General features: G+C 30.5%; 18 protein-coding genes. 4 read left to right on the forward strand and 14 right to left on the reverse strand.

Annotated elements, in window-relative coordinates:
• Positions 1 to 82 precede the first annotated feature (82 nt).
• The 10 genes from CLOPA_RS19120 to CLOPA_RS19165 form a co-directional block, all read right to left on the reverse strand.
• Complete coding sequence (locus tag CLOPA_RS19120; RefSeq protein WP_015617074.1) at positions 83 to 766, reverse strand: hypothetical protein; 684 nt, start codon at positions 764 to 766, stop codon at positions 83 to 85.
• A gap of 154 nt (positions 767 to 920) precedes the next feature.
• Positions 921 to 2,285, reverse strand: coding sequence for a hypothetical protein (locus CLOPA_RS19125; protein WP_015617075.1), 1,365 nt, complete (start codon positions 2,283 to 2,285; stop codon positions 921 to 923).
• A gap of 12 nt (positions 2,286 to 2,297) precedes the next feature.
• Positions 2,298 to 3,251, reverse strand: coding sequence for an acyl-CoA dehydratase activase (locus tag CLOPA_RS19130; RefSeq protein ID WP_015617076.1), 954 nt, complete (start codon positions 3,249 to 3,251; stop codon positions 2,298 to 2,300).
• On the reverse strand, positions 3,239 to 4,330 hold the full coding sequence (locus CLOPA_RS19135; protein ID WP_015617077.1) for an acyl-CoA dehydratase activase-related protein: 1,092 nt from the start codon (positions 4,328 to 4,330) through the stop codon (positions 3,239 to 3,241). The genes CLOPA_RS19130 and CLOPA_RS19135 overlap by 13 nt, the downstream gene beginning before the upstream one ends.
• Positions 4,330 to 5,223 carry an acyl-CoA dehydratase activase-related protein gene (locus tag CLOPA_RS19140; protein ID WP_015617078.1) on the reverse strand — a complete coding sequence of 298 codons (894 nt, stop codon included), beginning with the start codon at positions 5,221 to 5,223 and terminating at the stop codon, positions 4,330 to 4,332. Before CLOPA_RS19140 ends, CLOPA_RS19135 begins: the two co-directional genes overlap by 1 nt.
• Before the next feature lie 245 nt (positions 5,224 to 5,468).
• Positions 5,469 to 5,945, reverse strand: coding sequence for a DsrE/DsrF/DrsH-like family protein (locus tag CLOPA_RS19145; protein ID WP_015617079.1), 477 nt, complete (start codon positions 5,943 to 5,945; stop codon positions 5,469 to 5,471).
• 245 nt (positions 5,946 to 6,190) lie between these two features.
• Complete coding sequence (locus CLOPA_RS19150; RefSeq protein WP_015617080.1) at positions 6,191 to 7,525, reverse strand: aminotransferase class V-fold PLP-dependent enzyme; 1,335 nt, start codon at positions 7,523 to 7,525, stop codon at positions 6,191 to 6,193.
• A 77-nt stretch (positions 7,526 to 7,602) separates the two neighbouring features.
• Positions 7,603 to 8,037 carry a hypothetical protein gene (locus tag CLOPA_RS19155; RefSeq protein WP_015617081.1) on the reverse strand — a complete coding sequence of 145 codons (435 nt, stop codon included), beginning with the start codon at positions 8,035 to 8,037 and terminating at the stop codon, positions 7,603 to 7,605.
• A gap of 39 nt (positions 8,038 to 8,076) precedes the next feature.
• The gene (locus CLOPA_RS19160) at positions 8,077 to 8,520 is read right to left on the reverse strand and encodes a cell wall hydrolase (protein ID WP_015617082.1); all 444 of its coding nucleotides are present in this window, start codon (positions 8,518 to 8,520) and stop codon (positions 8,077 to 8,079) included.
• A 141-nt stretch (positions 8,521 to 8,661) separates the two neighbouring features.
• Positions 8,662 to 9,207 carry a hypothetical protein gene (locus CLOPA_RS19165; RefSeq protein WP_015617083.1) on the reverse strand — a complete coding sequence of 182 codons (546 nt, stop codon included), beginning with the start codon at positions 9,205 to 9,207 and terminating at the stop codon, positions 8,662 to 8,664.
• A gap of 205 nt (positions 9,208 to 9,412) precedes the next feature.
• Between CLOPA_RS19165 and CLOPA_RS19170 the strand changes: the two genes are divergently transcribed.
• On the forward strand, positions 9,413 to 9,787 hold the full coding sequence (locus tag CLOPA_RS19170) for a hypothetical protein (RefSeq protein WP_015617084.1): 375 nt from the start codon (positions 9,413 to 9,415) through the stop codon (positions 9,785 to 9,787).
• 78 nt (positions 9,788 to 9,865) lie between these two features.
• Here the strand turns inward: CLOPA_RS19170 and htpG are convergent, their stop codons facing one another.
• The 3 genes from htpG to CLOPA_RS19185 form a co-directional block, all read right to left on the reverse strand.
• Positions 9,866 to 11,755: a molecular chaperone HtpG gene (htpG, locus tag CLOPA_RS19175; protein WP_015617085.1), complete on the reverse strand. Its 1,890-nt coding sequence runs from the start codon at positions 11,753 to 11,755 to the stop codon at positions 9,866 to 9,868.
• A 251-nt stretch (positions 11,756 to 12,006) separates the two neighbouring features.
• Complete coding sequence (locus CLOPA_RS19180; RefSeq protein WP_015617086.1) at positions 12,007 to 12,237, reverse strand: DUF3892 domain-containing protein; 231 nt, start codon at positions 12,235 to 12,237, stop codon at positions 12,007 to 12,009.
• 186 nt (positions 12,238 to 12,423) lie between these two features.
• A complete protein-coding gene (locus CLOPA_RS19185; RefSeq protein ID WP_015617087.1) occupies positions 12,424 to 13,377 on the reverse strand; it encodes a carbohydrate kinase family protein in 954 nt (317 codons plus the stop codon).
• Positions 13,378 to 14,349: 972 nt separating this feature from the next.
• On the opposite strand from CLOPA_RS19185, the gene CLOPA_RS19190 reads away from it, so the two are divergent.
• The 3 genes from CLOPA_RS19190 to CLOPA_RS19200 all read left to right on the forward strand — a co-directional run bounded on the left by CLOPA_RS19190 (position 14,350) and on the right by CLOPA_RS19200 (position 16,560).
• Complete coding sequence (locus tag CLOPA_RS19190; protein ID WP_015617088.1) at positions 14,350 to 15,171, forward strand: cell wall hydrolase; 822 nt, start codon at positions 14,350 to 14,352, stop codon at positions 15,169 to 15,171.
• A 146-nt stretch (positions 15,172 to 15,317) separates the two neighbouring features.
• Positions 15,318 to 16,022 (forward strand): L,D-transpeptidase family protein, encoded by a 705-nt coding sequence (locus tag CLOPA_RS19195; RefSeq protein WP_015617089.1) that lies wholly within the window; start codon positions 15,318 to 15,320, stop codon positions 16,020 to 16,022.
• A gap of 196 nt (positions 16,023 to 16,218) precedes the next feature.
• Positions 16,219 to 16,560: a 5-fold beta-flower protein gene (locus tag CLOPA_RS19200; RefSeq protein ID WP_015617090.1), complete on the forward strand. Its 342-nt coding sequence runs from the start codon at positions 16,219 to 16,221 to the stop codon at positions 16,558 to 16,560.
• A 132-nt stretch (positions 16,561 to 16,692) separates the two neighbouring features.
• Here CLOPA_RS19200 and CLOPA_RS19205 read toward each other — a convergent pair whose 3' ends face one another.
• Positions 16,693 to 17,628 (reverse strand): NAD-dependent epimerase/dehydratase family protein, encoded by a 936-nt coding sequence (locus CLOPA_RS19205; RefSeq protein WP_015617091.1) that lies wholly within the window; start codon positions 17,626 to 17,628, stop codon positions 16,693 to 16,695.
• Positions 17,629 to 17,771 lie beyond the last annotated feature (143 nt).

Consider the following 17,771-nt stretch of genomic DNA (forward strand, 5'->3'; position numbering starts at 1 on the left):
TAAATATACTGAATATTTAATTTGCCATTTGTTTTTAGACTATTTATGTATTTTATTATATAATCATAGTTTTGAAAATTAATTATCCACATAACATAATTAATTTTTCTTTTATCTTAGAAATATCAACTTTAAAAAGATTATTAATCTCAAAACTAAATATTGCAACGAGATTTCTATACTCTTTCATGTAAGGATAATTTTTTAAAGTAGTATACTGCATTCCTTCAAGATGTTCATTTATTCTTTCTTCATATTCCATTAACTTATTTATTCTAGAATAATAATTTATAAATTGTTGTATTTCTTCTCTGTTAAGTTCAGTAGATATGTATCCGAAGCCTTGAAGCCAATTCTTCACAATAGTTATATCTGTTATTTTTATTAATTCAAATCTCTTATTTCGAAATAACCTATAGCTTCTTTCAATATCAGCTTTAAAAATTCTGGCATAATTTTTTGACGTTTCCCTATTTCTATCCTGTAAAATCCTTTTTCTATACCATACTTCCACAAACAAAGCTAATAAAAAACCTATTAAAATACCTGTTATTATACTAACGATATATACTCTACTTACATTAAATGAACTCTTTAAGTTTACATTATTTGTTCCAGTATCATACATTAGTAAATTGAACACTAAGAATATGCACAATAAAATAATTACTAGGGAAAAAATATTTTTTTTAAAGCAGTTTAAAATCTTTCTAATACACAACTTTTGTTTTATATCATTTTTATGTATATTAATTTCAGTAAGCATATTGAAACTTCCCCCTTTTTCAGTATAACATATTATTATACTAATTTCCTCTTATGCATATTATAGTATATTTTCTATTTTTTTACAATCACACTTATGTAAAACAACATTTATTTTCATATGCCTAATATAAAAATATACTAATTTCATATACCTATAATATAAATATTGCAGTGACTATTACTGCTGTAATACCTAATAAAACAGGAATTATATTTTTTTTCACTATCTCAAAAGGTTCTACATTACAAATAGCAGCCACAGGTACAACACTCCATGGAATTATAGTGCCTCCACCTATCCATATAGTTATAATTTGCCCTAATGCCGCCAGTGAAGCCTCATCTATGTGTACATTTGAAGAAAAAACCTGAGCTAAAGTTCCTATTAAGGGTAAACCAGAAAATCCAGATCCTCCTATTCCAAGCATACCACTAATCCCAGAATGAATTAATATAACTGAAATCCTGCTCATTTTTATATGTTGTGATATAAAAACACCTATATCTGTTAAAAATCCATTTGTATTTATGCCAAGTATTTCTTGAGCACTTTCTTTACTCCCTAAAAAAAAGAAAGCTCCTATTATAATTACAGGCGCAAAAACCTTCATACTAAACATAGCTCCATCTTTAATATACAAGGGTACTTTTCCCAATGCGTTTTTAAACTTATAGTTTACTATAGAAGCTAAACACATTATGATTATGGCCGTTCCTCCAATTAGAGCAGTTGCATCTCCACCTTTTAGTTTAAAGATGTACATTATTATAACATCTGCCATAAAAAAAAGTGGAGTACCTATGGCAACAATTTTACTACCTAGGCCTGAATTATTATCTATATTTTCAATTTCACTTTTTTCTATATTTTTAATTTTCTTTAAATCCCTCCCCATAATAATGGCAGAGGATATTACAGTTACAGAACTCATTACTATCCATAGAGGAAAGCTTGCCTTTACAATTCTAAGTGGATCTTGAATATGCGCTGTCTTTGCAGTTATAGATGGTGCTCCTTGAATAAAATAATCACTGGACAGTGCCATGCCATTTCCAAATAAGTCCAAAGCAACAGCTGCCCACACTTCTGGCAGACCACTTTTTATGGCAGCTGGAACCATAAGTGAACCTATGAAAGCTACTGCTGGTGAAGGCCAAATAAACCATGAGAATATAAGCATAGTAAAGCCTAATATAAAAAATGCTCTTTTGCCATTAAGCATAAGTTTTCTAATGGGATTTATCATTATTACATCTGCTCCCAAATCACTTAATGCTTTAGACATTGCATTAACTAGAGCTATAATTATTACTATTTCTAAAAATGCTTTACTAGAGGTAACTATTGCTCTATATAAAATCTGGATGGATGACATTACGCTTCCACTATAAATGAAACCTATGATGAAAATACCAACTATGCAGGGAAGAACTACATCCTTTTTAAAGCACATTATGGTAATTATAGCAATTATCACTGCCACATAGATGTAGTGTATTAATTCCAAATGTATCATAATTCACTCTCCTTAGCTGCAATTACTCCATTTCCCACATCTGTCTCCAAAACATCCACTACTATTTTTTTCATCAATAATTTTTACTACTTCGCATCTATTTGAACATCCATCACATTCAAAGCTCTTTGAGTGAAAATTTCCACTGGCGGTTTTAAATCCCTTAAATTTAGTAGTATCCCTATTTTTTTCAACTGTATTTTTCCCAATTATAGCTGCTCCAATAGCTCCCATTACGTTATAATATTTAGGAACATACAGTTCAACACCTAATTCCCTTTCAAAGGCGTGTTTCATCCCTATATTTGCAGCTACTCCACCTTGAAAAAATATTTTTGTTTTTAATTCTTTTCCCTTTGCAATATTATTTAAATAATTTCTTACTAAGGCTTCACATAAACCCCTTATAATATCCTCTTCGCTGTAGCCCACCTGCTGTTTATGTATCATATCTGACTCTGCAAATACTGCACATCGCCCAGCTATTCTTATAGGTGTTTTGGATTGTAATGCTAAGTTTCCAAATTCCTCTATAGGTATTGAAAGCCTTTCAGCTTGCCTATCAAGAAAGGAACCAGTCCCAGCTGCACATACGGTATTCATGGCAAAATCTGTAACAATTCCATCTTTTAAAATTATTATTTTAGAATCTTGACCACCAATTTCAATAATGGTTCTTACATCTTCTTCTATTTCCAAGGAAGCCACTGCATGAGCAGTTATTTCATTTTTTACTGCATCTGCTCCAATTAAAAATGAAGCAATCTGCCTTCCGCTTCCAGTAGTTCCTACCGCTCTAATTTCTTCATCACAATACTTATCTTGTAAACTTTTAAATCCTTCTTTTATTGTTTTTAATGGATTTCCCTTTGTTTTTAGATATAGTGACTCAATTACATTCATACTTTCATCTAAAAGCACAATATCTGTACTCACAGATCCAACATCAACACCTATATAATACATTTTTCTTTTCTCCTCTCAAGTAAATCAATAAATGCCTCTATCCTTGTAGAATAGCCAGCTTCACCTGTCATTTCGTCTACTACAAGACTCATAATTGGAAAATCTTTATCCCTTGAAATTTTCGGTAATATAGCCTTAGCCACTATCTCTGGCATGCAGCCAAGTGGAAATATCTGTATTACTCCATCCATATTGTTTTTTTCAGCTAAAACTGTTTCCCCTATACATTCTCTTGCATGACCTCCTATATATAATGGCAAATACTTTTTAGATGCCCTTCTTATATTTATTGAGTTAATTTTTAAGGGTACTAATGCAGCATCTTTAACCCACCAACTAGGAGTTATTCCCTTTTTAAGAGAAACACCATAATCCATAAGTTTATCTTCTATATAAAGATTTGCGAAAGGTTCTAATATAGTGTATATTTCTCCTATTATTGCTATAGTAATTGGATTTTTAGTTTTATCAATCTTAATATCTTTTAAATTCTTTTTGTATTTTTCTAAGATTTCTATCATCTTTAATGGATCTTTACAACTAGCAGCATCTATTTTGCAATTATGCAAAAGCTTTTTAAATTGACCTTTTTCTAATTCATATCCGGCTAAGTATCGTGCTTCACCTTCGATATAGTCTATAAGCTTTATAACTTTATAGGCATTGAATAAAGCTTTAATTTGTTCATTTCTGGATTTATCACTAGCATCTGCTACCTTTCCAATTCTTCTAAGAAATTCTTTTACCCCTATGTCTTTAGGCTGATCTATTACTATTAACTCAATATCACATCCAGCCCTCTTAAGGGTATTTCTGAATATTTCACAATACTCGCCGTACCTGCAAGGACCACAACTCCCAGTTATTATGGCAGTATCTGCCCCAGCTTTGTACCCTTGTATTATATTGCCAAACATAATTTTAAAAGGCAGACATATCTCATCGGGAGCATATTTTGCTCCAATTTCTAAAGCTTCCCTATTACTAAATTCAGGTACAATAAATTCGATGCCAAGTCCATCAAATAAAGCCTTAGCTCCTAAGTATGTATTGCCTAAATGAGGCATAGTTAACTTCATTAACTGCACCTTCTTTCCAACATATCAGTAAAGGCTTCTATCCTTGTTTCCACTCCAGCCTCTCCTGTCTGTTCATCCACTTTAAGTACAAGTATTGGAAAATTGTTCAATTTATCCTTTATAAGTTCTATTACTACAGAATCAATGCCACAGGCAAAAGAAGATATGTATATTATTCCATCAACTTTTTTATGTTCTCCAACATGAGCAGCAAATCCATAGGAATTTCTTGCAAAGGTCCAAAAGGGCCTTTTAAATAATTTATTTACTTCTTCATCTATAGACTCTTTTTCGACATATTCTTCCGTCACAACCCCAATATTCATTTTATTTAATTTTTTTATTATATCCATATTTGTAAAATTATCATATATATTATAAGGATGACCTACTAAAGCAATTTTAAGCTTGTAATTTTTATCGTACTTACCAACGTTAAATTTTTTTTGAATAGCCAATGAATCAATGAAAGCTTTTTCTATACTCTTTCTATCCTTTTTTAATCTCTTACCAATTTTTCTTGAAAATTCCCACAATTTTTTATCATTGAGTCCATAAATGGGTTCAGTGATAATCTGTGGAAGTTCAGGTATACTATTTTTAACCATCTCAGGAAGTCCACAAAATTTGGGACATATAGACTGCCCTTTATCTACCTCCATAAAACGTGGTATAAATATAAAATCACATTTATCTTTTATGGAAGCTACGTGTCCATGAAAGATTTTAACCGGTAAACATGCATCATCTACAGAAAATTTCACGCCTAAATCAAGTATCTCTCTATTTGTATCTTCTGAAGTTATAATTTCTGCGCCAAGTTCACTAAAAAAATTATTTACAAAAGGATAGTACTTGCAATATAAAAGGCCCTTAGGAATACCTATTTTCATTAGGAACACATCCTTCCTTTAGGCATATTCAATAAATAACTAGTCAGTATGCTAGCCTAGTTTGAATCCTACTGCGTCAACAGAACCCTCAGATAGCCCACTATCCTCGGAACCTGTTTCCTTGTATGATTCAAAATATTCGTCGCATCTTTGACTTACTATTTATTTTCTCATGCCTTATTCATTTATTTTCATTATAAATTTTTGACTTCCCAGATATAAAATATTCATCCCTCGCAAATAAATTAAATAAATAATTGAATATCTGAATCAAAAGCATCCTTTAAATATTCGTCAGCTGTAATAATTTTAACTTCAGGCAGAAGTTCTTCTTTCTTAAATCCCATAACTTCCACAGATAATTTACAGCCATAGAAATTTACTCCCTTTTTAATTGCTCCTTTTAAAAATGCATCTAAAGTAGGTGTATCTGATTCCTCCATCATCTTCACAAGCATTTTTTTGCCAATACCACTCATATTCATCTTTGAAAGTGGAAGACTATCCGGCCCCTTAGGTGTAACTATATCAAACATTTTCTCATAAGCTGTTTTATCTTCTAAATTCATCTTTTCTGGATCCCTTACAAGACACAATCCCCAAAACGCAAAAAAAATAGACACTTCAGCGCCTACATTTTTGGCACTATTTGCTAGTATTAATCCTGACAGGGCTTTGTCATACTCCCCGCTAAACATCAATAAATTTAATTTCTTATTCATTAATAATGCTCCTTTCATTAAGGCATCCGAAAATAAATACCACGTGAAATAAATACTGGTTACTTTTTTTGAAGCTGCCTAATTTGATAACTATAAAACCCGTTTTCACTACTTTCAACTTATAATTTGCATAAAATAACTTTTTTATGCAAATTAAACAATAAATTTTACTACTTCTTTTAGACTTATATATATTATAAGAATAGTTATGGTATAAAAATAAGAAGTACAAATGATAGTACCATTTATACTTCTTTTCCATATTTATCTAAATAATATTCTTTATTTTTTATAATTTCTGATATAGCATCTACCATTAAATCTATTTCACTGTAGTCATTATACATTCCAAAGCTTATTCTAACCATACCTGGACGCTTTATTGAATTATCTTTTATATAATGCTCTTCTGCCTCTTCACTTATATTCAATAATTTTTTTACATAAGGCTGGGCACAAAAGCATCCATTTCTTACAGCTATCCCCCATTCGTAAGAGAGTATTTTAGCTGTTATATCATGGGGAACTCCTCTAATGTTAAAGGATATTATCCCAACTCTAGCAGCAAATTTATCAGATACACAGTACAGCTTAACCCCTGGCAAAGCTTTAAGTCTATTTATTGTATATTTAGTTAATGACTCTTCATAATTCCTAATGTTATTCATGCCTAAACTTCCCAAGGTTTTAATGGCTGAAAGCAGAGCTACTACCCCCATAATATTAGGAGAACCTGCCTCTTCTTTATCAGGTGGTGATTTCCATTTTATATAATTGCGATTAACTATTTCCACCGTACCTCCACCAACATAATCCGGTGCTGAATCTTTAAATGTATCTATTGGACCAATTAATACTCCAGTTCCAAAGGGTGCATACATCTTATGAGCAGAAAAAACTAAATAGTCTATATGCTCTTCTGAATGGTGGGCTTTTACATCTATAGGTGCGTGTGGTACAAGTTGTGCTCCATCTACTAGAATTTTTGCATCATATCTATGAGCAAGTGCTGCAATAGAATATATAGGATTCACATATCCCGTAACATTAGATGCACCAGCTACAGTTACAAGTTTAACTTTTCCATTATTTTTTCTCAATTTATATTCTAAGTCCTTTAATCTCAGTTTTCCACATTGATCTACTGACACATAATCTATATTATATTTATTTCTCCAGGGTAAATCATTAGAATGATGTTCCATATCACTCGAAAGTAGAAAATTCTGCTTACTATCCTTGCACAAGGTATTGGATAATTTATTAATGGCTTCCGTAGTATTTTTTACATATATAACTGTATCCTTTTCAATATCTCCTCCTACGAAATCCAATACAGTTTTCCTTGAGCCCTCATAGATCTTAGATGAAACTAAAGATTTATATCCAATTCCTCTATGAATTGATGAATACCATGGAGAGTAGTTAACAATTTCTTTAAGTACTGAAATAAAGGGAGGTGTGGTAGCTGCATTATCAAAATTTATAGCTGTTACAATATCTCCATTACTTATTGGAATTTTAGTATCTACACCTATAATTAAATTTCTGTATATAGATTTATTAAGATTATGGTACATATTCCTTCCTTTAAAATATTAATTCCCTAATAATATATTAAAAAAAATATATACTGTTACACTATATAGCATTTTACTTAATCAAATATATTGACAAATTCTATAGAATATATATCACAGAGCACATCTGTATTTGTTTGAGTTTGCCTCAAAATAATATAACTTATGCCAACATGCGTTAATATACCACTTCTATCAGTCAATGAACTTGTTCCCAATAAAAATGTAACTCTAACTCGTCTCCCTATAATTGTTCTTAAATATCCCTGAGTATATTCAATTCCAAGAACTGTTGGAGATCCTGGTGCTATTGTGAATAACTCTTGACGTTCCTCAACAGTACTTACCTGATTTTGCACTGGAGTAACTCCTCTATTATTAAAAGTATTACTATCTTCATTTTTACATTCTTCAATTTCTGATAAATTATTATCAGGTGTAAATATTTCATCATCATATATATCTGTGTTTTTCTGCCTATAGAAATCATCATTGTAGTCTTCATGGGTCATAGAACTTCCTCCTTAAAACTTGCTTGCATGGTACATTATCTATGTCTGAGCATATAATTCTGTAGGATTATAGAAACAATGCTGTACCACTCTCACCTGAAAAATACCTGTTCCATTATATGGAAAATTAGTAGGACAATTTGGATTAAAGGGATTAAAATACCACAATGAATTTCCTATAGTAAATAATCGATTTCCAGCAAGTGCCCAATCTGCTATGTCATAATGAATTTGATCTGGAGGGTTAGCCCAAATAGTCTGTGGATTAGCCACTCCACCCAGTACAGATCTTACACAATCAAACTGTCCCTGTTGATATATTACCTTTCTAGGATCTCCTTGACCTATTCTCTGATATTCCCCATAAGGTACTCTAACTCTATTCATAATGACGGTAGCTACTCCTTTCATTCCATTGTCCCCTTCACCACCAGCCTCACATTTAATTAGTCTTGCAATAAGCTCTCTATCTGAGTACGCCATATTTTCACCTCATTAATCAAAAACAATATATAAAAATACATTAAGTAAAAATTATTCACTGTATGTTGTAAATAATTAATGCAAAAATACTATAGATTGCATAGTGTAAATTTATTTACAGCTTATTGTGATTTAATTATTTTAATTAAAAAAATCAACAAATTTTATGGAATAAATGTCACATAATACATTGGTATTAGTTTCTTCATTTCTAAGAATTATATAGCTTATACCAACTTGCAGCAATACTCCTGTTCTATCCTGAAATGTACCCGTTCCAAGCAAAAATTGTACCCTAACTCTTTTACCTATTTGAGTCCTTAGATAACCTTGGGTGTACTCTATACTATCTACTGCCGGTGCAGCTCCACCACAACCAGTAGATGTTGTAGGTAATGACACAGAGGGGGTTGTAGTTCCCTGAGTACCTACAGTGCCCATTCCACCACCTGCTGCAGGCATAGTTGTACTTGCTGGACTAACACTGGTTCCCATGGGACTGGAAGTTGTTATAGGTGTGGGAGTAACACTCATATTTGGATTATTACTTCCGAGTGTACTGCCTACAGAATACTTCTGATTTCTATTATCATCAAATATATCATCTTTCTCTTCCATTGGTACAGCTGGTATTTCTTCTGATGAAGAATCCTGTCTATATAAAGAATTATAATAAAACTCTTGCATAATAAAATTTCCTCCTAAAATATTAAGACTGATACTATCATGTTATTCTCAACATACAATAATGTGCAGGATAATATAAATTTTATATAATAAATTTCTATTTTAATTTATTACAAAGTATATATTTTAATTTATCAGGTTACATTATATATCGATGTTATATAGTTATTAAATGTGAATTAACATATTATGAGGAGGTACATTTATGATAATTAATACAAAAAATAAATCTTCAAAGGATCAGGAAAAATCAAATAGAATAAATGAACTTGAAAATGTTGTAGAAAAATATACAAGAACAGAAAGACATCTTGAGCAACATAGTGATATTGCAAACAATGATTCTATTGATGAAGCTAAAGATAAGCAAAGAAAGAGAAAAGATAAAATTGAATCCTTAGAAAATAAAATTATTCATGGAGAAGGAGGGGCAACTAATGAAAAAGAAAATTTAAAAAAGAATATTCAGTATGGTGAGGGATATATAAATCATAATGCAGATAATATGAATGAATCTGATCTTCAGAATTTAAAAGATAGACAGGAAAACAGAAAAGATACTCTTAATACGTTAAAATAACGGGCATATACTTAGATAATTCAGCTAAACTTAGTTGGAGTACAAAATCCTGCTAAGTTTAGCTTCATTGATGATGCCTTATATAAGCTTTGTCAATATCCTGTTACTTCTTGATATAAATTTAGCCATAGCTTCACCATCTAGTTGTTTGTGGCTCATCATAGCTAAGTCATAAATATGTTCACCTATTAATTTTATATCTTCTTTTTTACTTTCATCATTATTTTTTGAAAGTATTGCCTTAACCAAATTATTCTTTCTGTTAAGTACTAAGGTCTCTTCATTTTGAAACATACTTGCAGTATCCATTCCAGGGAACATGCTGTTCATTTGCTGCATCCTTCTTGATTCCTCTGAAAGTAGTATTACCGCTGGTATATCTTGTGATTTTAAACTTTCTACATCAACTTTTATTTTGTCATTATTTAAAATATTTTTAAATAGATCTTCTAAAGTCTTAGTTTCCTTTTCTATTTCCTCTTTATTTTCATCTTTAGAATCCGTATCCTTAAGAGTATCAGATATATCTGAATCTATTCTGTTAAATTTAACTCCGCTTTCCTTCATTTCAAGGAAATTTATAAAATGACTGTCTATTTTTGAATCCAATATAATAGCTTCCAATCCATTTTCCTTGAACATTCTTATATATTGAGACTGCTGCTTTTCATTATCTACATAGAATACTTTATTTTCATGTTTCTCTTTGTTAGCTTCCAGGTATTCTTTTAGCGTCACATAAACTCCTTCAGTATTCTTAAATATAATTATATCTTTTACTTTGTCATAGAAGTCTTCCTCTTTCATACAACCATATTTAATGAACATATTTATATCATTCCAGAAATTATTATAAGTTTCTCTTTCCTTTTTATAAAGTTCAGTAAGCTTATCTGCTACTTTCTTACTTATGTGTTTTGAAATCTTAGTTACATTTCTATCATTTTGTAAAAAGCTTCTTGAAACATTTAAAGGTAAATCGGCACAATCTATAACTCCTTTTAAAAGCATCAAAAATTCTGGAATTACTTCTTTAATATTGTCTGCTACGAAAACCTGGTTGTTATAAAGCTTAATTTGCCCTTCAATGGTATTTAACTCATGATCTAATTTAGGAAAATAAAGTATGCCTTTTAAGTTAAAAGGATAATCTACATTTAGATGTATCCAAAATAATGGATCTTTGAAATCATGAAATACATCCTTATAAAACTGCTTGTATTCTTCTTCTGTACATTCCTTAGGGTTTTTCATCCACAATGGATGAATATCATTTAAAGGTTTATCCTCATTTTTATTTTCTTTATCTTTAGCACTTTCATCTTCCTTAGGATTTTCATCTTCTAAATATATTTCTATAGGTAAAAATGAACAATGCTTTTGAATTATTTCACGAAGCTTATATTCATTTAAAAATTCGGCACTTTCTTCGTTTAAATATAACGTAATTGTAGTTCCTCTTTCACTCTTATCAGAGCCAGACATTTCATATTCAGTACCACCACTACAAATCCACTTCACTGCTTCTGAACCATCTATGTATGAAAGTGTTTCTATTTCAACAGTATCAGATACCATAAATGCTGAATAAAATCCTAAGCCAAAATGTCCTATTATTTGATTTGACTCATCCATTTTATCCTTATATTTTGCAATAAAATCTTCTGCCCCTGAAAAAGCTACCTGATTAATATATTTTTTTACTTCTTCAGAAGTCATTCCTATACCATTATCAATAAATTTAAGTGTTTTTTTATCCTTATTAAATTTTACTTTAACACTATACTTTGTATCATCACTTACTTTAGCCTCTCCTATAGCTGCTAATCTATTAAGCTTACTTATAGCATCGCATCCATTGCTTATTAGCTCTCTTACAAAAATATCCCTATCTGAATATAACCATTTTTTTATTATAGGAAAAATATTTTGAGTATGTATTGAAATATTTCCCTTTTCCTCATTCATCAAAATCACTCCTTGTATAATCAATAACCATTTAAGGCACATTGAAATTCTTCATCATAAAATATTTTATTATTTTATAACGCGTAAGTCAAGTTCCCTTATACTACGACTTCAAGCTATAATATTATTTATTCACTCATACAAAGAATATAAAATTTAATTAATATAAAAATCATAAATTAAACCCGTAAAATCTCATACCTTTGGTGAGCTTTACGGGTCTTATAGTATTTTTTATAAATTCTTTTTTATTAAAATGTAGGTTTGCTATCTAAATTATCATTTTCATCTTCATTGGGATTGCTTCTTAGGAATTCTCTTCCATTTTTAGCTTTTCCAATATTTACTCCCTCTATATCACCATTTCTTGTCATAGTAATGGCTTCTTCTATAGAATGAACACTTCCATTTTCAAGCATTACATCTGTTATGTCACCTTGACCATTTTTTTTAACCTTTAGAATTTTAGATTTATCACTCATAATTATACCCCTCCTATAATATTAACTGACAATAATTTGTCTATTATATTATTTGAGGTAACTGTAATAAATATTCATAAATTATAAAAAATAATATGTACAATTCAAAATATACGTTAAATCTTTGACCTATTATTTATTTTAAGCTGCGTCTTAATTGGGAACTCAATAATTTTTACAGTATGACTACATATTTTCCACTTCTTCAAGTGTAGGAAGTGCTGCAATTGCTCCAAGTTTTGTGCAAACTATAGCCCCCACCTTATTAGCAAATTTTACAATATCCTTTAGTTCATTAAAATTTTTATAAAGTTCATTTGAATCTTCCAATAAGGAAATTTTGTAAAGTAAAGAACCTACAAAAGCATCTCCTGCGCCTGTAGAATCAATAGATTTTATTTTAATGCTAGGTATTATTTCCGTTTTCTCATCAGTACTAATTAATGTACCATCTTTGCCTAAAGTTACTGCAACAATTTTATTTCCACCAGCTCTCAATGAATCTACAGCTGCATACAGGTCTTCCTTACCAGTTATTATTTTTAATTCCTCATCACTAACCTTTATGAAATCTGCAAATTCAATACATTTTTTTGATATATGAATAAAATCCTCTACATTATCTTCCCAAAGGTTGTCTCTAAAGTTAGGATCAAAGGATATAAAAATATTTTTCCTTTTAGCTTCCTGCATAATTCTAACATAGCTTTCTCTCATATCACCACCAAGAAGCGCTGTTGCAGATCCAAAATGCAATACCTTATTTGAATATATTTTATCTAAATCCAATTCATTATATTTAAGACATCCGTCTGCCCCTCTATTGAATACAAAATCTCTTTCTCCATTTGCCTTAAGCGAAACAAAGGCCAATGTAGTTTTCTCAATTTTATCCATGAGTAACATAGATGTATCTACATTTAAGTTATCCAAAGTGTCTTTTAGGAATTTGCCGAAAGGATCATCCCCTACCTTACCAACGAAGGATGCCTTGCCACCCAATTTACAAATGGCTGCAGTAACATTTGCTGGTGCGCCACCTGCTTTTTTCTTAAAGTTATCTCCTAAGTCTAAACTAGTATTTACATCTGAACATATAAAGTCAATTAATAGTTCTCCTATACACAAAACATTATTCATATAAATTTACCAGGATAAATTTTATGCCCTGGTATACACCTCCTCACCATTATCAATGAATCTTACTTAGTTGGAGTTTGTATCCTTACTAAGTTTAGATGAATTATCTAGAAATGTACTGCTGTTATCCATAGTATATTTCATTACCTCTAATTTTACCATCAGCTTCTATAATTAGCAATGACAAAATATCCATACAATTAAAGTTAAAAAATGTTATTATTTAGGCATGTTATTAAATCACACTAATCTGTAAATAAAATTTCACTATAAAACTCATTGTATTTTCCATATTAATTCTTTACAGTACATAATTAGTGATTTTTGTTTAGTGTCCTTTTTATAGGATAATTATTGTATTTTTAGAAAAAAATTTTTTAATAAATTTATACAATAGTATTATATTAACAAAAATTTATCCACAAAATTACTTTATAGTATTAATTAGCTTTGTTTACCTATGATTTAATATAGAACAATAGTACAAGCTTTGTTACAATACCAATATGAACGGTGCTCTTAGCTTTGTAAAGAATTCACTTACCTTTAAGCTTAAGAATCGTTATATATATCATGCTGCTATTACCAATAAACAACTAAGTAATTGCAGCAGATAAAATCACTAAAAATAAAGCCGAATCTCCAAAAAGGAGTACGGGGGAAATCATTCTTTGGGTGAATCTCATTAGACATCATAAAGAAATATCAAGATAAAGATACAATTATTTCTTTACGATGCCTTTATTAAAATGAGTAGGGTACCTCAACCCGAACCCTTAAGGCATCTGAAAATAAATAACACTTCAAAGATGCGACGTATATTTTGTGTCATATAAGGAAATAGGTTCTGATGATAGTAGTTCTATCAGAAGGTTCTGTTGACGCAGTATGACGCAAAATAGGCTAGCATACTGAATGGTTATTTTTTGAAGATGCCTGAGCTAACCTCGAAGGCTAAGGAGGAAATTTTTTATGTTAAAATCAAACAAATTAAAAACGTTACTTTATACTTTAGGTATAACGCTTATGCTGGCTACGCCTGCGTATGCCAGCACCTACACAGTGGAATCTGGTGACTCTCTATTCAAAATTGGTAAATTATTTAACACATCCTACACTCAGATAGCAAAAGACAATAATTTGTCTGGGGATATGATATATCCTAATCAAGTATTAAAAATTTCAGCTGATACTTATACAGTTAAAAAGAGTGACAGTTTATTTTTAATATCTCAAAAATTTAATATATCACTTGCTTCTCTAAGAAAAGCAAACAATCGATGGACAGACACAATATATCCCGGTGAAACGTTTAATATACCTTCTGCTTCTAAAGTTAATACTGCCACAGAAACAGCATCAGGAACTAAGTCATCAGTTAAATCTAATAATACCTCTGCTGCTACAGATACCTCCTCTAAGACAGCTTATTCTCAAGCCGACATAGATCTTTTAGCTAGACTTATAAACTCAGAAGCTGAAGGAGAACCTTATAATGCAAAGGTAGCCGTAGGAGCAGTTGTTCTTAACAGAATAGCTGATTCACGTTTTCCAAATACAATAAACAGTGTAATCTATCAAATAGATTCAGGTCATTATCAATTTACACCAGTATTAAATGGTACAATAAACAAACCAGCCTCCCAAGATTCAATTAAAGCCGCCTATGCTGCTTTAAAAGGAGAAGACCCAACAAAGGGAGCTGTTTATTATTTTGATGATAGTGCTACAAACAAATGGCTTTGGTCAAAACCAATCGCATTAAGAATAGATAAAATGATATTCACTTATTAATTTTAAAGTCGTACATGCCCTTCTGGCAGAGTACGGCTTTATTTTTTATTATGCTTTTCAGTAAATCTTCACATACAAAAAATCTCATTGGGAATAATAGATAGGTATCTAAATATTATATTTTAAACTTCAGAGGTGTTATACAAATGAGAAATTACAAGCGTATTTACAAAATACTAATATTTATATTTACTTTTTCCTTATTCATAAATTGTACCTATTTAAGAGCTTTTGCCATAAATGAAAACTCTGATAAAGAATATAATAAACCTTATGTTATTGTTATAGATTTAAATGAGTGCAAATTATTTTTAATTAAAAATAATTCAAAAGAAATAATTAAAACCTATATTATAACACCGGGTAAGCCTTCCACACCTTCTCCTGTGGGAATATGGACAATAGTAAACAAAGAAATGTGGTCTGGTGGTTTTGGAACTAGATGGATGGCACTAAATGTTCCCTGGGGTAAATATGGAATACATGGTACAAATAAGCCTTCAATTATTGGCCAACATGCATCTCACGGTTGTATAAGGATGCATAATAGAGATGTAGAGGATTTATATGAAAAAGTCAGTTGTGGAACTAGCGTAATGATATATGGTGGTCCCTACGGACTTATGTATAACCATTTTAGAACTTTAGTGCCTGGCGACACAGGTAGTGATGTTTTGGAAGTCCAACAAAAATTAAAAGATATAGGCTATTATCCATATAGCATAGATGGTAAATACGGTGAAGCCATGAAAAGTTCTATTATAAAATTTAGAAAAGATAATAACTTAAAAATAAGTCATAAAATAGATTATGAACTTTATAGATTACTAGGAATTTCACCTTTTGAATAATTATTTCTTATGTATCCTCAATTAATCCTACTATATTAACTAAATAATAATATTGATTCCCAATAAATCTTAACCATGCATATATTATTAGTGGGATGATAAATTAGGCATTTGAAAATAAATAGTAAGTGAAAATGGATCCTATACTGATTATTTATTTACGATGCCTTGGGTAAACTAAAGGAGGGTTAAGTAGGTGGAAAGAATTTATGATCATAGAGATTCAACCTATGGATATTTACGTGGAAATAGAATTTACTGCAAAAAAAATAAGCTAATGGGATATGTATATGGAAACAGTCTTTATAATCCTAATGGACAATTAGCAGGCTACGTCAATGATGGTGTTGTTTACAATTGCTATGGATATCCTGTAGGATATGCTAGTCAATCCGATTATACTGTTTATGATGGCAGCCGCCAGCATGTAGGACATGTACACAGTACCTTTACTTCATTAGTTGCAGCTGCTGGCTTATTTCTTCTATTAGGTGGAATATTTGGTGGACGTAGAAGAACTAGTAGTTTTTTCTGGTAGTCTTATAGAAATTATTAAATTGAACTGAAAGTTTGAAACATCTTTCTAGTTGGAAAATTAAGTTATAGAAAGTTTTACTAAATTCTAGTTCTTAATTTTTTATTCAACTAAGAAAGTTGTTTCATGACTTTCTTATACTATGCTTTCACTTTTTGAATATTTGTTATAGTAATCTAAAGTTTCTTTGAGACCCTCAATTAAACTTTTTTCTGGTTTCCATCCTAAAAGCCTATTGATTTTATCATAGGACATATAACTATCCCTTATATCACCCTCTCTTGAATCAGTATATATAGGTGCTATGTCTTTATGTAAAATACTATTTATACTACTTAGCAATTCATTCACCGTAACTTTAGAATTTGTACAAACATTAAATATGCCCTGTGCTTCTGATTCAATAGCCATTAAATATGCCCTTGCCACATCCTTTACAAAGACAAAATCTCTTATCTGATATCCATCACCATATATAAAAGGTCTTTCATTATTCAATAATTTCTCACAAAATATGGCAATTACTCCACCCTCACCTGAATAATCCTGCCTTGGTCCGTACACATTTGAGCATCTCAAGCTCACATAATCTATATTGTAAAGTGATTTATACACTTTTAAATAGTGCTCAACAGTATGTTTTGTAACACCGTAACCGGATAACATTTCCAGTGGATGCTCTTCATCTATTGGCAAATATGAAGGTTCACCAAAAATTGCTGCTGAAGCTGGATATATAATTTTTTTTACGTTAAATTTTCTAGCAGCTTCAAGAACATTTATAGTTCCCATAATATTTATACTTGCATCATTTACAGGATCAACTATAGAATTTGGCACACTTATTTGAGCCGCATTATGAATTACAAATTTTGGTTTTTCCTTTTCAAAAACTTCTAATATTTTTTCATTTCTTATATCCATTTCATAAAAAACGGCTTTGGAATTTATATTTTCTTTTTTGCCATGACTTAAATTATCGATGATGGAAACCTTATAATGCTTTTCAACTAATAAATCCACTATATGTGAGCCTATAAATCCAGCTCCACCTGTTATTAATACATTCATTTTTTTCCTCCTCAAGTGCATCAACCTAATACTCTCTAAAACTTAAGCTATAATTAATACTGTATAGATTAAATTTTCTTTCAAATAGAAATATTATATTCTATTACAAATATTACCATACAGTTTATTAACAGCTGCAACAA

The organism is Clostridium pasteurianum BC1, from assembly GCF_000389635.1.
In the GTDB taxonomy this organism is placed as follows: Bacteria; Bacillota; Clostridia; order Clostridiales; family Clostridiaceae; genus Clostridium_I; species Clostridium_I pasteurianum_A.